Source organism: Streptomyces sp. NPDC088194, from assembly GCF_040702025.1.
In the GTDB taxonomy this organism is placed as follows: domain Bacteria; phylum Actinomycetota; class Actinomycetes; order Streptomycetales; family Streptomycetaceae; genus Actinacidiphila.
This window is the reverse complement of record NZ_JBFBIV010000082.1, coordinates 18,947-37,134: the sequence shown is the minus strand read 5'-3', so window position 1 is coordinate 37,134 and position 18,188 is coordinate 18,947. Positions and strand designations below refer to the sequence as shown.

Annotated in this window: 15 protein-coding genes; 10 read left to right on the top strand and 5 right to left on the bottom strand. The window is 73.0% G+C overall.

Going from position 1 to position 18,188, the window contains the following annotated elements; all coding sequences use genetic code 11:
- The first annotated feature begins 169 nt into the window (after positions 1-169).
- On the top strand, positions 170-784 hold the full coding sequence (locus AB0399_RS32215; RefSeq protein WP_328462418.1) for a TetR/AcrR family transcriptional regulator: 615 nt from the start codon (positions 170-172) through the stop codon (positions 782-784).
- A gap of 121 nt (positions 785-905) precedes the next feature.
- Here the strand turns inward: AB0399_RS32215 and AB0399_RS32210 are convergent, their stop codons facing one another.
- Complete coding sequence (locus AB0399_RS32210) at positions 906-1,367, bottom strand: MaoC family dehydratase (RefSeq protein ID WP_366413725.1); 462 nt, start codon at positions 1,365-1,367, stop codon at positions 906-908.
- Positions 1,368-1,508: 141 nt separating this feature from the next.
- Positions 1,509-2,489: an LLM class flavin-dependent oxidoreductase gene (locus AB0399_RS32205; RefSeq protein WP_366413724.1), complete on the bottom strand. Its 981-nt coding sequence runs from the start codon at positions 2,487-2,489 to the stop codon at positions 1,509-1,511.
- A gap of 239 nt (positions 2,490-2,728) precedes the next feature.
- On the opposite strand from AB0399_RS32205, the gene AB0399_RS32200 reads away from it, so the two are divergent.
- Positions 2,729-3,517 carry a helix-turn-helix transcriptional regulator gene (locus AB0399_RS32200; RefSeq protein WP_366413733.1) on the top strand — a complete coding sequence of 263 codons (789 nt, stop codon included), beginning with the start codon at positions 2,729-2,731 and terminating at the stop codon, positions 3,515-3,517.
- On the opposite strand, the gene AB0399_RS32195 is transcribed toward AB0399_RS32200, so the two are convergent.
- Positions 3,480-4,490 (bottom strand): helix-turn-helix transcriptional regulator, encoded by a 1,011-nt coding sequence (locus tag AB0399_RS32195; protein WP_366413723.1) that lies wholly within the window; start codon positions 4,488-4,490, stop codon positions 3,480-3,482. The two genes, AB0399_RS32200 and AB0399_RS32195, sit on opposite strands and share 38 nt — an antisense overlap.
- 185 nt (positions 4,491-4,675) lie before the next feature.
- Here AB0399_RS32195 and AB0399_RS32190 point away from each other — a divergent pair, with 185 nt between their 5' ends.
- The 7 genes from AB0399_RS32190 (at position 4,676) to AB0399_RS32160 (ending at position 14,122) form a co-directional block, all read left to right on the top strand.
- Positions 4,676-5,794, top strand: a complete 1,119-nt coding sequence (locus tag AB0399_RS32190; protein ID WP_366413722.1) for an aldehyde reductase — start codon at positions 4,676-4,678, stop codon at positions 5,792-5,794.
- A gap of 158 nt (positions 5,795-5,952) precedes the next feature.
- Positions 5,953-6,708, top strand: a complete 756-nt coding sequence (locus AB0399_RS32185) for a class I SAM-dependent methyltransferase (RefSeq protein ID WP_366413721.1) — start codon at positions 5,953-5,955, stop codon at positions 6,706-6,708.
- A gap of 211 nt (positions 6,709-6,919) precedes the next feature.
- Positions 6,920-9,694, top strand: coding sequence for a penicillin acylase family protein (locus AB0399_RS32180; protein WP_366413720.1), 2,775 nt, complete (start codon positions 6,920-6,922; stop codon positions 9,692-9,694).
- 208 nt (positions 9,695-9,902) lie between these two features.
- Positions 9,903-10,691, top strand: coding sequence for an SDR family oxidoreductase (locus AB0399_RS32175; protein ID WP_366413732.1), 789 nt, complete (start codon positions 9,903-9,905; stop codon positions 10,689-10,691).
- Entirely contained in the window at positions 10,688-12,409 is a 1,722-nt protein-coding gene (locus tag AB0399_RS32170) for an AMP-binding protein (RefSeq protein WP_366413719.1), read from the top strand. The genes AB0399_RS32175 and AB0399_RS32170 overlap by 4 nt, the downstream gene beginning before the upstream one ends.
- Positions 12,410-12,470: 61 nt before the next feature.
- Positions 12,471-13,121 carry a TetR/AcrR family transcriptional regulator gene (locus AB0399_RS32165; protein WP_366413718.1) on the top strand — a complete coding sequence of 217 codons (651 nt, stop codon included), beginning with the start codon at positions 12,471-12,473 and terminating at the stop codon, positions 13,119-13,121.
- Positions 13,122-13,138: 17 nt separating this feature from the next.
- Complete coding sequence (locus tag AB0399_RS32160; protein ID WP_366413717.1) at positions 13,139-14,122, top strand: NADPH:quinone oxidoreductase family protein; 984 nt, start codon at positions 13,139-13,141, stop codon at positions 14,120-14,122.
- A 225-nt stretch (positions 14,123-14,347) separates the two neighbouring features.
- On the opposite strand, the gene AB0399_RS32155 is transcribed toward AB0399_RS32160, so the two are convergent.
- Together AB0399_RS32155 and AB0399_RS32150 are read right to left on the bottom strand one after the other, a co-directional pair.
- A complete protein-coding gene (locus tag AB0399_RS32155; RefSeq protein ID WP_329370881.1) occupies positions 14,348-15,562 on the bottom strand; it encodes an acyl-CoA dehydrogenase family protein in 1,215 nt (404 codons plus the stop codon).
- Between the two features lie 6 nt (positions 15,563-15,568).
- Positions 15,569-16,630 carry a phosphotransferase family protein gene (locus tag AB0399_RS32150; RefSeq protein ID WP_366413716.1) on the bottom strand — a complete coding sequence of 354 codons (1,062 nt, stop codon included), beginning with the start codon at positions 16,628-16,630 and terminating at the stop codon, positions 15,569-15,571.
- 140 nt (positions 16,631-16,770) lie between these two features.
- On the opposite strand from AB0399_RS32150, the gene AB0399_RS32145 reads away from it, so the two are divergent.
- Positions 16,771-18,096, top strand: coding sequence for a glucarate dehydratase family protein (locus AB0399_RS32145; RefSeq protein ID WP_366413731.1), 1,326 nt, complete (start codon positions 16,771-16,773; stop codon positions 18,094-18,096).
- Positions 18,097-18,188 lie beyond the last annotated feature (92 nt).

The window sequence follows — 18,188 nt, the reverse complement described above, 5'->3', positions numbered from 1 at the left end:
GTCCTCGTAGTGGGCCTACTCGGACAAGCCCGACAACGAAGCGAGCGTGCGTGCCAGGCGCCACGGGCCAGGCGGGACTTCCAAAACACGGCCTAAGCGCTTGCTCACCCATGGCGGTAGGGTGTGGCCCTGTCGACCAAGTGGGTGTGACAGGCGTGAGGAGCGTGCGATGACTGCGGAGGCGGCAACCGGCGAGGCGTGGGGTGACATCACCCCCGACGCCGCGAGGCGGCTGGTGATCGCCGCGGTCGAGGCGTTCGCGGAGCGCGGCTACCACGCCACCACCACCCGGGACATCGCCGGCCGGGCCGGGATGAGCCCCGCCGCGCTCTACATCCACTACAAGACCAAGGAAGAACTGCTCTACCAGATCAGCAAGGTCGGCCACCACCGGTCACTGGCCATGCTGGAAGAGGCCCGCGACGCCGACGGCACTCCGGCGGAACGCCTCGCGGCGGCGGTCCGCGTCTTCGTCCGCTGGCACGCCGAGCACCACACCACCGGCCGCATCGTGCAGTACGAACTCGGCGCGCTCGCCCCCGAGCACTACCGCGAGATCGTCGTGCTGCGCCGGCGGAGCGAGGACGCGATCCGGACGGTCATCAAGGACGGTGTGGCGACCGGCGAGTTCGACGTGCCCGACGTCTCCGGGACCACGCTCGCGGTGCTGTCGCTGTGCATCGACGTGGCCCGCTGGTTCAGTCCGGGCGGCAGCCGTACGCCCGACGAGGTCGGCGCGCTCTACGCCGACCTCGTGCTGAGGATGGTCCGCCGGATCGGCTGATCCGATGATCGGCCCGGCCCCCGGCCCCCGGCCCCCCCGGCCCCCGGCTCCCGGGTCCGGCCCCCCGGCCCCCGGCTCCCGGCGGTCCGGCCGATGAACGCCTCGTAGAGCCGAGGCCCGTTCAGAGGTAGAACCGCGCCACCGTCTCCGCGACGCACACCGGCTTCTCGCCGCCCTCGCGCTCGATCGTGACCTGGGTGACGAGCTGGACGCCGCCGCCCGCCTCCGACACCTCGGCGATCTTCGCGGTGGCCCGCAGCCGCGAGCCGACCGGCACGGGGGCGGGGAAACGGACCTTGTTGACGCCGTAGTTGACGCCCATCCGGACGCCTTCGACGCTGAACAGCCGCGGGGTCAGCGACGGGATCAGGGAGAGCGTCAGGAAACCGTGCGCGATGGTGGTGCCGAACGGGCCCTGCGCCGCCCGCTCGGGGTCGACGTGAATCCACTGGTGGTCGCCGGTCGCCTCGGCGAACTGGTCGATCCGCTTCTGCTCGATCTCCACCCAGTCGGTCCAGCCGAGCTGCTCGCCGACGGCGGCACGGAGTTCGTCGAGCGACGCGAAGACGCGGGGCTGCGGCATGGCGGTGGCCTCCTGGGTAGCTGGTTTCCAAGCGCTTGCTCAGCATGGTTCGGCCCACCCGGGCGTGTCAACGTGCCGCGGCCCCCACCCGTCGCGGTCGTCCACCTCGTCGCGGTCTCCCCGCCCGTCCAGGCCGACCGGTCACACTGCCGCCCCCACCAGCGCGTCGAGCCGCCCCCGCAGCTCCGCCAACCCGTCGAGTTGCGCCGCCTGCCCCGCGATGTCCAGCGCGGCGATCCGGAACACCAGGTGCCGGGTGCCCGCGGCCACGTACCGGCCGAGCTTGTCGACGACCGCGTCGGGTGTCCCCGCGGCGTTCGCCTGGATCTGCTCCATCTCCTCGACCGGGCGCCCGTAGGTGGCCCGGGCGTACGCGTCGAGTGCGGCACGGCCGCCGTCCGCCGCGCCCGTGAGCAGGACGTTCACGAACAGGGCGGGGGTGAACGCGGCGTCGGAACGTCCCGAGGCGGCGGCCGAGGCGCGGATCGCGGCCAGCCCCGTACCGTAGTCGGCCGGGTCGGGCGGGTAGGGGAACCAGCCGTCGTAGTGGCGGCCGGCGCGGGCCTGGGCGGCAGGGGTGGCGCCGCCGAGCCAGATCGGCGGGCCCTGCGGGCGGAAGGTGGGCGTGCCGGGCGCGAGGTCGTCGAAGTGCAGCACCTCCCCGTGGAAGGAGACCGACCCCTCTCCGGTCCACAGCCGGCGCCACAGGGCGACGGTCTCGTCCAGGCGGGCGAAGCGCTTCGGCCAGGGGGTGCCGGCCATCGCGTAGACGGGTGCGCCGAAGCGGCCGGGAAAGCCCGCGCCGACCGCGAGGACCAGGCGGCCGCCGGACAGCTGGTCCACCGAGGCGATGGTCTGGGCGGCGGCGACCGGTGGGCGCAGGGCCGGCAGCAGGGTGCCGGTGCCCAGCGTCACTCGTTCGGTGGCCGACGCGAGGGCGGTCAGCGCCGTCAGCGCCTCGATCCTCGGCGTCAGCAGCGAGTCGGTGACCCACAGGGAGTCGAAGCCGGCGCGTTCGGCATGGACCCCGAAGCGCAGCACGTCCCGCGGGCCGTCGTGCGGCGCCCACTGCGCCAGGGTGGTGGGCACGAAGACGCCGAGCCGCAGCGCGTCGTGATCCACGGGACGGGAGCCGGAGCCTGAGCGGGAGCCTGAGCGGGAGCCCGAGCTCGAACCGGAGCCCGAGCTCGAACCGGAGCCCGGCCCGGTCGCAGAGCCGGTCGGGGAACCGTCGGTCGGGGAACCGTCGGCCGGAGAAGTGAACGTGTTCGTCATACGGCCGAGCGTCCGCGATCGAGGGCATGCCCTCAATTCCCGGCAGGGAATGGCAGATGGGCGGCCGCACCCGTTACAACGGGGGCGTGGACTTCCCCGAGGCGCTGCGCGCCAGCCGCAACCGGCGCCACCTCAGCCAGCTCGAACTCGCCTCCCGCGCGGGCACCACCCAGCGCCACATCAGTTTCATCGAGAACGGCCGCTCGGCGCCCGGCCGGGCCCTGGTGGCACGGCTCGCCGACTCCCTCGCGCTCCCGCTGCGCGAGCGCAACGGGCTGCTGCTCGCCGCCGGTTACGCACCCGTCCACCCCGAACACGACCTCGACGACCCGGCGCTCGCCCCCGCGCTCGAAGCGCTGGACCACGTGCTCGACGGGCACCTGCCCTACCCGGCGATCGTCGTGGACCGGCACGGCACGCTGGTCCGCGCGAACAGCGCGTTCGACGTGATGACGGAGGGCGTCGACCCGGCGCTGCTCGGCCCGCGCGCCAACATCCTGCGGCTCGCCCTGCATCCGGGCGGACTCGCCCCGCGCATCCGCAACTTCCCGCAGTGGGCCCGGCACGTCATCGAGGCACTCCGGGACGAGCAGCGCCGCAACCCCGACGCCCGCCTGGCCGCGCTCCACGCCGAACTGGCGCCCTACGTCACCGAGTCCGCGCCCGGGGACACCCAACTGCTGGGCTTCGCGGTGCCGATGGAGCTGGAGACGGCGAGCCGCGGCCTGCTGCGCCTGATGACCACGGTCGCGGTCTTCGCGACGGCCGCGGACGTGACGATCGCGGAGCTGAAGCTGGAGGCGTTCCTGCCCGCCGACCGGGCCACCGCCCAGGCGCTCACCGAAGGGGCGGCGCGGGCCGCACCGGTGAGCTAGTCCGCGGTGCGGGCTCCACAGGCTCCACCGGCTCCACCGGCTCGGCGAGTTCGGCGAGTTCGGCGGGCTCTCCGGACTCCACGGACTCCCCGGACTCCACGGGTTCCCCGGGTTCCACAGCCTCGGCGGAGCCGGCAGCTTCCGTCGGCTCCGGGCGCTCCGCGAGATGCGCCAGGAGCTGGAGCCGTTCGTACGAGGCCGTCCCCGGTTGCGCGTGGTACGTGATCAGCATCTGCCCGGGCGCCCCCGGCAGCGCCAACTTCTCGTAGTGCAGGTCGAGATCGCCGACCTGCGGGTGCCGGAGCAGCGTGACGCCGCTGGTCTTGAGCCGTACGTCCTGCCGGGCCCACAGCGTGCGGAACCGCTCACTGCGTACGCTCAACTCGCCGATCAGCTCCATCAGTCGGGGGTCGTCCACCCCCGCGACCATGGATCTCAGGTAGGCGACGGTCTTCGCGGTCATCGCGTCCCAGTCGCGGTAGAACTCGCGCATCTCCGGGTCGAGGAACGCGGCACGCAGCGTGCTGACCCCCGGGGCGAAACACGGGTTGAGCGCGACGGCGAGCGGGTTCGCGGCCAGCGTCGTCAGATAGCGGCCGGCCACCATCGCGGGAGTGGTGGTCCAGTTGTCGATCAGCGACTGCACGCCCGGGCTGACCCGCTCCGGCCGTACGGGCCTGCGCCGGGCCGCCGGGCGCCGCGGCCGGGCGAGCGTACGCAGATACGTCTCGGCGTCGGCGTCCAGGTGCAGCGCGCGGGTGAGGGAGTCGAGCACCTGGTCGGAAGGGTGCTGGTCGCGGCCCTGCTCCAGCCGCAGGTAGTACTCCACGCTGATCCCCGCCAGCAGCGCGACCTCCTCGCGCCGCAGCCCGGGCACCCGGCGCCTGGTCCCCGCGGGCAGCCCCACGTCCTCGGGCCGCAGCCGCTCGCGGCGCACCCGGAGGTAGTCGCCCAGCTCACTCACCGTAGCCATGCGTCCCAGCGTACGGCGGGCGTACGGGGGTGTGCGCGGCTCAGCCTGTCCCTGCGGCTACCAGTGTCAGCAGGGTCTTACTGTCCGTGACGGTCGGCCGCATGCTCGACAGCGTCGGCGGATGTCGACGCATCCCGCACCCGTCGGCAGTCGGGCCGGTCGGGCCGAGGACAGGAGCGAAGGACATGAGCGGCGAACGAGTACTGGTCACGGGTGGCTCGGGCTTCATCGGGGCGCACTGCATCGTGCGCCTGCTGGACGAGGGATACCGGGTACGGACCACGGTCCGTTCCCTGGCGCGCGAGACGGACGTGCGCGCCATGGTGAGCGCGGGCCGGGCACAGGCGGCGCGCGGCGCGGGCACGGCGGATGGTGGCGCGGGCACAGCGGATGGTGGCGCGGGCACGGCAGACCCCGGCGCGGGCACGGCGGACGGCGGTGACGCGCTGGACTTCGCCGTCGCCGACCTGGGCGCGGACGACGGCTGGGCGGAGGCCGTCGCCGGGTGCGCGTACGTCCTGCATGTCGCCTCGCCCTTCCCGCCCGGCGAGCCCGAGCACGAGGACGACCTGATCGTGCCGGCCCGCGACGGCGCGCTGCGCGTCCTGCGCGCCGCCCGCGACGCGGGAGTCGAGCGCGTGGTGCTCACCTCCTCCTTCGGCGCGGTCGGCTACGGCCACCCGCAGACCGACGAGCCCTTCACCGAGGAGACCTGGACCGACGTCGAGGGTCCCGGGGTCAGCGCGTACGTGAAGTCCAAGACCCTCGCGGAGCGCGCCGCCTGGGAGTTCGCCGCGCGGGAGGGCCGCGGCACGGAACTGGTCGTGGTCAACCCGGTCGGGGTCTTCGGTCCCGTGCTCGGGCCCGACTACTCCGCCTCGATCGCGCTCGTCCGGCGCCTGCTCGACGGAGGGATGCCGGGAGTGCCGCGGATGTACTTCGCGGTGGTGGACGTGCGCGACGTCGCCGACCTGCACCTGCTGGCCATGACCAGCCCGGCCGCGGCGGGGGAGCGGTTCGTGGCGGCGGCCGGCGACGTGACCTCCATGCGCGAGATCGCGGTGCTGCTGAAGGAGCGGCTGGGCGCGGACGGGGCGCGGGTGCCGACGAGGGAACTGCCCGACTGGTCGGTGCGGGCGGCGGGCCGGGTCAGCTCGGCCGCCTCGGGCACGGTCCCGCACCTCGGCACGATCCGGCGCACGAGCAGCGCGAAGGCCCGCCGGCTGCTCGGCTGGTCGCCCAGGTCGAACGAGGAGGCGGTGCTGGCGACGGCGGAGAGCCTGCTGCGGCTCGGCCGGGAGTAGGTGCGGCCGGGAGCAGGTGCGGCCGCGGGGGGACGCGGGGTGACGGGGCGCGGCGCCCAGAGGACGGTCCAGGGGATATTGGGTGGCACCCAGGCCCCGGATCAGGCACGATGCGCGGGTTCCGCCCCCGTCGGGGGCCTGTACGGCCGAGGAGTCGCATGAGCCTGCGCCATCACGAGATCGCCGAGTCCGGGCACCGCATCCTGAACCCGATCACCGAGGAGAAGCTGATGCTCCTGGGTGAGGTCTGCCGGCTGGAGGAGGGACAGCGGCTGCTCGATCTGGCCTGCGGGAAGGGGGAGATGCTCACCCGGTGGGCCGAGCGGTACGGCGTCGGGGGCGTCGGGGTCGACCTGAGCGAGGTGTTCCTGACGGCGGCCCGGCTGAGGGCGGCGGAGCTGGGGGTGGCCGAGCGGGTCGGTTTCGAGCGCGGGGACGCGGGGGCGTACCAGGCCGAGCCGGGGGCGTTCGACGTCGTGTCGTGCATCGGGGCGACCTGGATCGGCGACGGGGTCGGCGGGACCATCGAGTTGCTGCGGCGGGCGCTGCGCCCGGGCGGGTTGATGCTGATCGGGGAGCCGTATCTGACCGAGCCCGCGCCCGAGGAGGCGTTCGAGGCGATGGGATTCGACCCGGAGGAGTTCACCTCGCTGGTCGGCACGCTGGACCGGTTCGAGGCGGCCGGCATGGAACTGGTGGAGATGGTGCTGGCGGACGGGGACAGCTGGGACCGCTATGTCGCGGAGCAGTGGTTCGCGATCTCGGACTGGCTGCGGGCGGTGCCGGCGGACCATCAGGACGCCGCGGACATGCGGGAGTTCCTGGCGCACGGCCGCCGTACGCATCTGGAGTACCAGCGCCGGTATCTGGGGTGGGGCGTGTTCGTGCTGCGGGAGGCGGCGCCGGTGAAGTGAGCGGGGGAGAGGACGTCGGCGGGCGGCGCGAGCCGGGACAGGGCGGCGGCGCCGGGGAAGTGAGCGGCGGGGCGCGGGTGATGTGCGGGGCTATCGTCACGTTCGCGGCATGTGGGGCGCCGGAGAAAATGAAAAGCTGACGTATGTTCATCTTCCGGGGAGCTGCGTACCGGCGGTAACCTCCGCGCACCGGTACCCGGAAGGAGAAGATATGCCGCTACGGACCCCACGACGGATCGGCACGCGCATCGGCAGGCGGGTCGGCACCTTGAGAACGGCGGCCGCCGCCGCGCTGCTGGCCCTCGGCGCCACACTGATGGCGCCCGGCGCCATGGCAGCGCACGCCGCGGACCCCACCACCGACTACTGCGGAGGCCAGTGCTCGGACATCCTGCCGCCCGGCGAGAACGGCAACGCCACGCTCGCCGACATCCTCGCCAACAAGGCGCTGGGCACGCGCCCCGCGCACACGATGGACCAGCTCGGGCCGTACTCCTCGCTCGCGACCGGGTATCAGGGCCTGACGGACGCGACGTTGAGCAACTTCTTCAACTCCTCCTCCTTCGGGGTGCCTTCGGACCAGGTGGCCTCGGTGATCAGCCCGCGCTCCGACGTCACGATCACCCGGGACAAGGCGACTGGGGTGCCGCACATCAAGGGCACGACGAGGGACGGCACCGAGTTCGGCGCGGGATACGCCGCCGCGCAGGACCGGTTGTGGCTGATGGACCTGTTCCGGCACGTCGGGCGGGGGGAGTTGTCGTCGTTCGCGGGCGGCGCGGCCGCCAACCGCGGCCTGGAGCAGGAGTTCTGGCAGCAGGCCCCGTACACCGAGGACGACCTGCAGGCGCAGGTCGACTGGCTGAGCAACAACAGCGGGGCGCGCGGGAAGCAGGCGCTGGCCGACGCGCAGGACTACATCGACGGCATCAACTCCTACATCACCGCGTCGAAGAACGGACGGTACTTCCCCGGCGAGTACGACCTGACCGGGCACGTCAACGCGATCACGAACGAGGGTGACATCGAGCCGTTCAAGCTGACCGACCTGATCGCGCTCGCCTCCGTGGTGGGCGCGCTGTTCGGTACCGGCGGCGGCGGAGAGGTGCAGTCGGCGCTGTCGCTGATGGCCGCGCAGCAGAAGTACGGCGTGCAGGACGGCACGAACGTGTGGGAGTCGTTCCGCGAACGGGACGACCCCGAGGCGACCTCGACCGTGCACGACGGCACGTCGTTCCCGTACGCGGGCAAGCCGGCCAATCCGCAGGGCGAGGCGCTGCCCGACCCGGGTTCCGTGAAGCCGGAGCCCCTGGTCTACGACGCGACCGGCGGGGCGACCCAGACCACCACCAAGAGCCCGGGGGTGCTGCCCTCGAACCTCTTCTCGGACCCGCGCAAGGGCATGTCCAACGCGCTGGTGGTGAGCGGCGCGCACACCGCGAGCGGCCATCCGGTGGCCGTGTTCGGCCCGCAGACCGGCTACTTCGCGCCGCAGCTGCTGATGCTCCAGGAACTCCAGGGACCGGGGATCAGCGCGCGCGGCGCGTCGTTCGCGGGGCTCGGCATGTACGTGGAGCTGGGCCGCGGCCAGGACTACGCGTGGAGCGCCACCTCCGCGTCGCAGGACGTGACCGACACCTACGCGGTGCAGCTGTGCCAGGACGACACGCACTACATCCTGCACGGGAGTTGCGTGGCCATGGAGAAGCTGGAGCGCACCAACTCCTGGACGCCCACGCTGGCGGACTCCACGCCCGCCGGTTCGTACCGGATGCAGGTGTGGCGAACGGCGTACGGGCCGGTGATCTACCGGGCCACGATCGACGGGAAACCCGTCGCGTACACGCAGTTGCGCAGTTCGTACATGCACGAGGCCGACTCGATCATCGGGTTCCAGGAGCTGAACGATCCAGGGTTCGTGCATGACGCGGCGTCGTTCCAGAAGGCGGCGCAGGACATCAACTACACCTTCAACTGGTTCTACGCGGACTCCCGGCAGACCGCGTACTACAACAGCGGCACCAACCCGGTGCGGGCGGCCGGCGTGGACGCGTCGTTCCCGGTGTGGGGGACCGGCCCGTACGACTGGCAGGGCTGGGACCCGACCCACAACACCGCGGACTACACGCCGCCTTCGCAGCATCCGCAGTCCATCGACCAGGACTACTACGTCAGTTGGAACAACAAGCAGGCCCCCGGCTACACCTCGGCGACCTTCGGCAACGGCTCGGTGCACCGGGCCGACCTGCTCAACGACCGGGTCAAGGCGCTGGTGCAGGCCGGCGGCGTGACCAGGGCCTCGCTCGTCAAGGCGATGTCGGACGCGTCGCTGACCGACCTGCGCGGTGAGGACGTACTGCCCGACCTGCTCCAGGTGATCAACAGCTCGCCGGTGACCGACAGCCAGGAGGCCACCGCCGTACAGCAGTTGACCGCGTGGGGTGCGGCGGGCACCAAGCGCACGGAGACCTCGGCCGGTTCGCACGCGTACGCCAACGCGGACGCGGTGCGGATCATGGACGCGTGGTGGCCGCTGCTGATCCAGGGCGAGTTCGAGCCCGGGCTCGGCACCGACCTGTACAACGCGCTGGCGACGAACCTGACCATCGACGAGTCGCCCTCGGCCGGGCACGGTCCGACCGGCTCGCACGCGGGCAGCTCGTTCCAGTACGGCTGGTGGTCGTACGCCGACAAGGACCTGCGCAAGGTGCTCGGCCAGAGCGTGCAGGGCCCGCTGGCGCACACGTACTGCGGCGGCGGCCAGCTCGCGGCCTGCCGGGACATGCTGCTGTCCACCCTGAAGCAGGCGGCCGCCACCCCGGCGACCACCGTCTACCCGGGCGACGACGGCGGCTGCTCGGCCGGCGACCAGTGGTGTGCCGACTCGATCGTGCAGCGGCCGCTCGGCGGCATCACGGACGACCGGATCAGCTGGCAGAACCGGCCGACCTACCAGCAGGTGGTGGAGTTCCCCTCGCACCGCTGAGCACACCAGCACCACCCGGGCTGCCGGAATCGTCAGGCGGCGCGGAGCCGTACGGCAGGAAGGGCCGGGTCCCGAGCAGGGGCCCGGCCCTTTCGCACGCCTCACCCGGCCCTTCCGTACGCCCCTTCCGCAGCAGTGACCGACCGCTTAGTATGCGAAGGGCAGGCGAAGGGTCGAAACCTCGAGTCGAAGGAGACACGTCGTGGTCGTGGAAGCGCTGCGCGACGCCCGGGTGGTCGTCACCGGGGCCGGAGGCGGCATCGGCGCCGCGCTGGCCCGCCGATTCGCGGCCGAGGGCGCCCGGGTGGCCGTCAACGACCTCGACGCCGAAGCCGCCCGCGAGACCGCCGCCGAGATCGGCGCCGCGGTCGTGCCCGGCGACGCCTCCGACGTGGTGCCCGCCGCCCGGACCGCGCTCGGCGGCACCATCGACGTGTTCTGCGCCAATGCCGGAGTCGGCACCGGCGGCGGCCCCGAAGCGGACGACGCCGCCTGGGAACTGGCCTGGGACGTCAACGTGATGAGCCATGTCCGCGCCGCCCGCGCGCTGCTCCCCGGCTGGCTGGAGCGCGGGTCGGGCCGCTTCGTGTCCACCGTGTCCGCCGCCGGCCTGCTGACGATGATCGGCGCGGCGCCGTACTCCGTGACCAAGCACGGCGCGCTCGCGTTCGCCGAGTGGATGTCGCTCACCTACCGGCACCGCGGCATCCATGTGCACGCGGTCTGCCCGCAGGGGGTGCGCACCGCGATGCTCGCCTCCACCGGCCCCGCCGGGGACCTGGTGCTCGCGCCGACCGCGATCGAGCCCGAGGACGTCGCCGACGCGGTGCTCGACGGCATCGCGGCCGACCGCTTCCTGATCCTCCCGCACCCCGAGGTCGCCGGGTACTACGCGACCCGGGCCGAGGAACCCGAACGCTGGCTCGGCGGCATGAACAAGCTCCAGCGGCAGTACGAGGGGCAACTCGCCGCCGCCGAGGGAGGCGAGCGGGCATGACGACCTACGCCGACCAGCCCTGGCTGAAGCACTTCACCGAGGAGCAGCGCGCCGGGACCGAGCACCCGCCGTCCGTGCTGCACACCTTCCTCGCGTTCGCCGAGCGCGCGCCCGGCCACCCCGCGCTGCGCTACTTCGACGGCACGCTGTCCTACGGCGAACTCGACACCCTCTCCGACGGCCTCGCCCGCCACCTGACCGCGCACGGCTTCGCCCCCGGGGACCGGCTCGCGATCATGCTCCAGAACGTGCCGCAGTTCGTGATCGGCCTGCTCGCCGCGTGGAAGGCCGGTGGCGCGGTGATCCCGGTCAACCCGATGTACAAGCGGCAGGAGTTGGCCCACATCCTCCGCGACGCGGACGCCGCGGCGATCCTGTGCGCGAACACCGCCTGGGAGGCGTACGTCCGGGACACCGCCGCCGACTCGCCGGTCCGGATCGCGCTGACCGCCGACGAGCACGACTTCCAGAGCCGGGACGACGCCCGGGTGCTCGGTGAACGGCGGCCGCCTGTGCCCGCCGCCGACGGCGCCCGGCCCGACGACCCCGCGCGGGACGTCCTGGCCGTCGCCCGCGCCGGGGCCGGGGCCGGTCCCGTACGATCCGCCACGGACCTGCCCCTCGCCGACCTGCCCCTCGCCGACCTGCCCGCCGCCGGCGACATCGCGCTGGTCAGCTACACCTCCGGCACCAGCGGCCGCCCCAAGGGCGCCCTCAACACCCACGGCAACATCTCCTTCAACGCCCACCGCCAGGTCCGTATCCAGCAACTCCCCGACGGCGCCGTGGTGTTCGCGCTGGCGCCGCTGTTCCACATCACCGGCATGGTCTGCCAGCTCGCCGCGGCCCTGGCCGGCGGGCACACCGTGGCGCTCACCTACCGCTTCGAGCCCGGCGTGGTGCTCGACGCGTTCCGCGAGTACCGCCCGGCCTACACCGTCGGCCCGTCGACCGCGTTCATGGCGCTGCTCGCCCGGCCCGACGCCGTGCCCGACGACTTCGCCTCCTTCCAGCTGATCTCCTCCGGCGGCGCCCCGCTGCCGCCCGCCGTCGTGGAGTCCTTCCGGGCCCGCTCCGGCGGCCGCTACCTCGCCAACGGCTACGGCCTGACGGAGTGCACCGCGCCGTGCGCGAGCGTCCCGCCGGGCCTGGAGGCCCCCGTCGACCCGGAGTCCGGCACCCTCGCGGTCGGCGTGCCCGGCCCCGGCACCGTGGTCCGCATCCTCGACGACGCCGGCGCCGAGGTGCCGATCGGCCAGTCCGGCGAGATCGCGGTCGCCGGGCCGATGGTCGTACCGGGGTACTGGAACAAGCCCGAGGAGTCCGCGGCGGCCCTGCCCGGCGGTGAGTTGCTCACCGGCGACATCGGGTTCATGGACGAGGACGGCTGGCTCTACGTCGTCGACCGCAAGAAGGACATGATCAGCGCGTCCGGCTTCAAGGTCTGGCCGCGCGAGGTCGAGGACGTGCTCTACACCCACCCCGCCGTGCGCGAGGCCGCGGTCGTCGGGGTGCCCGACGCCTACCGCGGCGAGAGCGTGAAGGCGTACGTCAGCCTGCGGCCCGGCGCCGCCGCCGACCCGGCCGAACTGGTCGCGTACTGCAAGGAGCGGCTGGCGGCGTTCAAGTACCCGCGGCAGGTCGAGGTGCTCGCCGAACTGCCCAAGACCGCCACCGGGAAGATCCTGCGCCGGGAACTGAAAACGGCGGCCGGATAGGGTCCATACCGGTCGGAATGCCGGCCGGCCGACCACAGGGCACGAGGAGAGGGCAGCAGCCATGGCACGCAGGGCGACGAGCGGCGGCAGCGCCGGCGACGGCGGTACGGGACCGGGCGCCACGACGGGTGCGGGACCCACGGGCGCCGTGCCCGAGCGGCTGCTCGGCGAGGCCACCCGGCTGTTCGCCGAACGCGGCTACGACCGCACCTCCGTCCAGGAGATCGTGGAGGCCGCCGGCGTCACCAAGGGCGCCCTCTACCACTACTTCGGCTCCAAGGACGACCTGCTGCACGAGATCTACGGCCGGGTGCTGCGGTTGCAGACCGAGCGGCTCGACGCGATCGCGGCCCGGCCGACCCCCGTCGCCGAGCGGATCGCCGAGGCCGCCGCCGACGTCGTCGTCACCAGCATCCAGAACCTCGACGACACCAAGATCTTCTTCCGCTCGATGCACCAGCTCAGCCCGGAGAAGCAGAAGGCGGTACGCGCCGAGCGCCGCCGCTACCACGAGACGTTCCGCTCGCTGATCGAGGAGGGGCAGCGCGACGGCCACTTCCGGCCCGAGCTGCGGCCCGACCTGGTGGTGGACTTCTTCTTCGGCTCCGTGCACCACCTCGGCACCTGGTACCACGCGGACGGCCCGCTCACCGCGGAGCAGGTCGCCGCGGAGTTCTCCGACCTGCTGCTGCACTCGGTGCGGCGGCCCTGACCCCTGGGAGACCCCCTGTGAAGGCATGGCGCGTCCACGAGACCGGCGAACCGCGCGAGGCGATGCGCCTCGACGACGTCCCCACCCCGCGGCCCGGCCCGGGCGAGGTGCTGCTGCGGGTGCGCGCCGCCAACGTGAACTTCCCCGACGCGCTGCTGTGCCGCGGCCAGTACCAGATCCGGCCGCCGCTGCCCTTCACCCCCGGCGTCGAGATGTGCGGCGAGGTCGCGGAGACCGGGGAGGGCGTGACCGGGCTCGCCCCCGGCGACCGCGTCATCACCCCGGCCGCGCTGCCCGCCGGGGCGTTCGCCGAGTACGCGGTGGTGCCCGCGGCCGGGGTGCTGCCCGCGCCCGAGGCGCTGGACGACGCCGAGGCCGCCGCCCTCCACATCGGCTACCAGACCGGCTGGTTCGGCCTGCACCGCCGGGCCGCGCTGCGCCCCGGCGAGACGCTGCTGGTGCACGCGGCGGCCGGCGGGGTCGGCAGCGCGGCCGTACAACTCGGCAAGGCCGCGGGCGCCACCGTGATCGGCGTGGTCGGCGGGCCGGAGAAGGCCGAGGCCGCACGGGAGTTGGGCGCCGACGTGGTCGTGGACCGGCGCGCCGAGGACTTCGTGGCCGTCGTCAAGGAGGCCACCGGCGGGCGCGGCGCCGACGTCGTCTACGACCCGGTCGGCGGGGACGCCTACACCCGGTCCACCAAGTGCATCGCCTTCGAGGGGCGGATCGTGGTGGTCGGCTTCACCAGCGGGACGGTTCCCGCGCCCGGGCTCAACCACGCGCTCGTGAAGAACTACACGATTCTGGGGTTGCACTGGGGGCTCTACAACACCCACGACCCGGCGGCCGTCCGCCGTGCCCACGACGACCTCACCGACCTCGCCGCCGCGGGCACCGTCAGGCCCCTCGTCAGTGAACGCCTTCCGCTCGCCGCTGCCGCTGACGCGGTCCAGAGGGTCAGCGACGGCACGACGGTGGGCCGGGTCGTCGTCATTCCGTAAGGTGCCGTCCCGGCTGCCCCGTCCTGTGGGTTGCCGGACCTTGCGGTCCCTTGTGGCCGGTCGCGCAGTTCCCCTTGGTAGGTGCGGCTCTCTCCGCGGAATGAGCGTCACCTGCCCAGGGGCGCTGGGGGTACCTCCCAGGCGAAGCTCTGGGGGAGGAACCGCGCGACCAGCCATCCACTCACCGGTGGTCCCTGAACCGGCAGAACGCACCACCCCGGAGGGTCAGGCGTACCGCCGGAGCTCGCGCCGGGCGAGCGACCGCTTGTGCACCTCGTCCGGGCCGTCGGCCAACCGCAGCGTCCTGGTCGCGGCCCACAGCTCCGCCAGCGGGAAGTCCTGGGAGACCCCGCCCGCGCCGTGCAGTTGGATCGCGCGGTCCACGATCCGCTGCACCGCCGCCGGCGTGGCGATCTTGATCGCCTGGATCTCGGTGTGGGCGCCCTGGTTGCCGACGGTGTCCATCAGCCAGGCCGTCTTGAGCACGAGCAACCGCAACTGCTCGATCTCCACCCGGGCTTCGGCGATCCACTCCTGGACCACGCCCTGCGCGGCGAGCGGCTTCCCGAAGGCGGTACGGGTGTTGGCGCGCCGGCACATCAACTCCAGCGCGCGCTCGGCCATGCCGATCAGCCGCATGCAGTGGTGAATCCGGCCCGGCCCCAACCGGGCCTGGGCGATGGCGAATCCGCCGCCCTCCTCGCCGATGAGGTTGCCGACCGGCACCCGCACGTCGTGGAAGACGATCTCGGCGTGCCCGCCGTGGTCGCCGTCGTCGTACCCGAACACCCGCATGCCGCGCCGGACTTCGACGCCCGGGGTGTCGCGGGGGACGAGCACCTGGCTCTGCTGGCGGTGCCGGTCCGCGGCCGGGTCGGTCTTGCCCATCACGATGAGGACGGCGCACTTGGGGTTCATCGCCCCGGAGATGTACCACTTGCGGCCGTTGATGACGTACGAGTCCCCGTCGCGCTCGATCCGGGTCTCGATGTTGGTGGCGTCGGAGGACGCCACGTCGGGCTCGGTCATCGCGAACGCCGAGCGGATCTCGCCGGCCAGCAGCGGCTCCAGCCACTCCTTGCGCTGCGCCGGGGTGCCGAACTCGGCGAGCACCTCCATGTTCCCGGTGTCGGGCGCCGCGCAGTTGAGCGCGGGCGGGGCCAGGTGCGGGCTGCGGCCGGTGAGTTCGGCCAGCGGCGCGTACTGGAGGTTGGTCAGTCCGGCGCCGTGCTCGCCGGGCAGGAAGAGGTTCCACAGGCCCTGCGACCTGGCCTCGGCCTTGAGCCGCTCCACGATCGGGGGCGCGGTCCAGCGGTCGTCGCCGACGGCCTGCTCGCGCTGCTCGGCGAAGACCGGCTCGGCCGGGTAGACGTGCGCGTCGAGGAACGCCGAGAGCCGGGTGCGCAGCTCCTCGGTCCTGGTGTCGTAGCCGAAGTCCATGGGCGCTCAGTCCTCGTCTCGGGTGGTGGGGTGCCGCACGGTGGTGGACCGGCGCAGGGTGCTCAGGCCGCGGTCGATGAAGACCGGGACGACGCCGCCGATCCGGTCGAACCCGGCGCCGACGGTCTGGCCGAGGGTCCAGCGGTAGTGGATGCCCTCCAGGATCACGGCGAGCTTGAAGAAGGCGAAGGCGGTGTACCAGTCGACCGCCGTCACGTCGCGGCCGGACCCCTCGGCGTAGCGCGCGACGATCTCGCGGGAGTCGGGGTGGCCGGGGGCGCCGCCGGTGGTGGGCGCGGAGAGCAGGTCGCTGCTGCGCTGCTCGGTGTACATCACCAGCAGCCCGAGGTCGGTGAGCGGGTCGCCGAGGGTGGACATCTCCCAGTCCAGTACGGCGGTGAGCCGGCCGTCGGTGTCGATCAGCACGTTGTCCAGGCGGTAGTCGCCGTGCACGATCGCGGGCGCGGGGGAGTCGGGCATCGCCCGGCCGAGCGCGGCGTGCAGCTCGTCCACGCCCGCCAGTTCGCGGCTGCGGGAGGCGTCGAGCTGCTTGCCCCAGCGGCGCAACTGCCGGTCGAGGAAGCCCTCGGGCCGGCCGAAGTCGGCCAGGCCGACCGCCGCCGGGTCCACCGCGTGCAGGTCCACCAGGGTGTCGACCAGGGTGTGCACGGCCGCCCGGGTGCGCTCGGGACCGATCTCCCGCAACTGCTCCTCGCTGCGGTACGGGGTGCCGGGCACGAACTCCATCAGGTAGAAGGGCGCGCCGATGACCTCCGGGTCGTCGCACCGCAGCAGGGTGCGCGGCACCGGCACCGGGGTGTCGGCGAGCGCGCTGATCACGCGGTGCTCGCGGCCCATGTCGTGCGCGGTGGCCAGCACATGGCCCAGCGGCGGCCTGCGCACCACCCAGGTGCCGGTGCCGTCGGTGACGCGGTAGGTGAGGTTGGAGCGGCCGCCCTCCAGCAGCTCGGCCCGCAGCTCCCCCCGGGCCAGGCCCGGGTGCTCCCGGTCCAGGTGGCGGCGCAGGCGGTCGAGGTCCAGGCCCGGGGGGTTGGCGGATGCACTCATGCCGAGATCGTACCGACTGGTCGGTATGTAGTCCAGTTCTTCGACGGTCGCCGCGGTCCGCCCTGCCGGTCGCCCGGCCGCATTGACGGTCTCCGGTCCGCCCGCCTACTCTCGGTTCCATGGGTGAACGCGATTCATATATGCAGACGGCCGGTTCGGTGGACGCGGCAGCCACGGCCCACTCGGCGACCATCGCCGAAGTGCGGTTGACTCCCATCCTGATCGCCGATCCGCCGCTGCTCAACACCCAGGGCGTCCACCAGCCCTACACCCCGCGTCTCGTCGTCGAGGTGGTCACCGCCGACGGCACCACCGGCGTCGGCGAGACGTACGGCGACACCCGCTACCTGGACCTGGCCGCGCCGCTGGCCAAGGCGCTGCCCGGCCACCGGCTCAGCGACCTGAACGGGCTGTTCACGCTCGCCGAGCGGGTGTGCGGCGACCCCGAGCAGGTCTCCGACTCCGTCAGCAGCGGCGGGCTGCGCGGGGTGCAGACCGCGGACAAGCTCCGGCTGTCGGTGATCTCCGGCTTCGAGGTGGCCTGCCTGGACGCGCTCGGCAAGTCCCTCGGCCTGCCGGTGCACGCGCTGCTCGGCGGCAAGGTCCGCGACACCGTCGACTACAGTGCCTACCTCTTCTACCGGCTCGCCGAGCACCCGCAGGGCGCCGGCGAGCCCGACGACTGGGGCGCCGCCCTCGACCCGGCCGGCGTGGTCGCCCAGGCCCGCCGCTTCGCCGACACCTACGGCTTCGGCTCCTTCAAGCTCAAGGGCGGCGTCTTCCCGCCCGAGCAGGAGATCGCCGCCGTCCGCGCGCTCGCCGAGGCGTTCCCCGGCAAGCCGCTGCGGCTCGACCCCAACGGCGCCTGGTCGGTGGAGACCTCGCTGGAGGTCGCCCGCGAACTCGGCGACGTGCTGGAGTACCTGGAGGACCCGGCGAGCGGCACCGACGGGATGGCGCGGGTCGCCGCGGGCACGTCCGTACCGCTGGCGACCAACATGTGCGTCACGACCTTCCCGGAGATCCAGGAGGCGTTCACCCGCGGCGCCGTCCAGGTCGTGCTCTCCGACCACCACTACTGGGGCGGGCTGCGCAACACCCAGCACCTGGCGGCGATCTGCCGCGCCTTCGGGGTGGGCCTGTCCATGCACTCCAACACCCACCTGGGCATCAGCCTCGCCGCGATGACCCACGTGGCCGCGACCGTGCCCAACCTCGACTACGCCTGCGACTCGCACTACCCGTGGCAGGTCGAGGACGTCATCACCGAGCGGCACGTCTTCACCGGTGGCCGGCTCACGGTCTGCGACCGCCCGGGGCTGGGCGTCGAACTCGACCGCGCCGCGCTCGCGGCGCTGCACCAGCGCTGGCTGGACGACGACGGCACGATGCGCGACCGGGACGACGCCGCCGCGATGCGCAAGGCCGACCCGGAGTGGCGCACGCCCTCGGTGCCGCGCTGGTAGTCAGCGGTACGGCAGCCGGCGGTACGGCAACGCGCCGCGCGGCATTCCGCGATACGGTGGCGCGCCGCACGGGATCGCGCCGCCTGACCGGG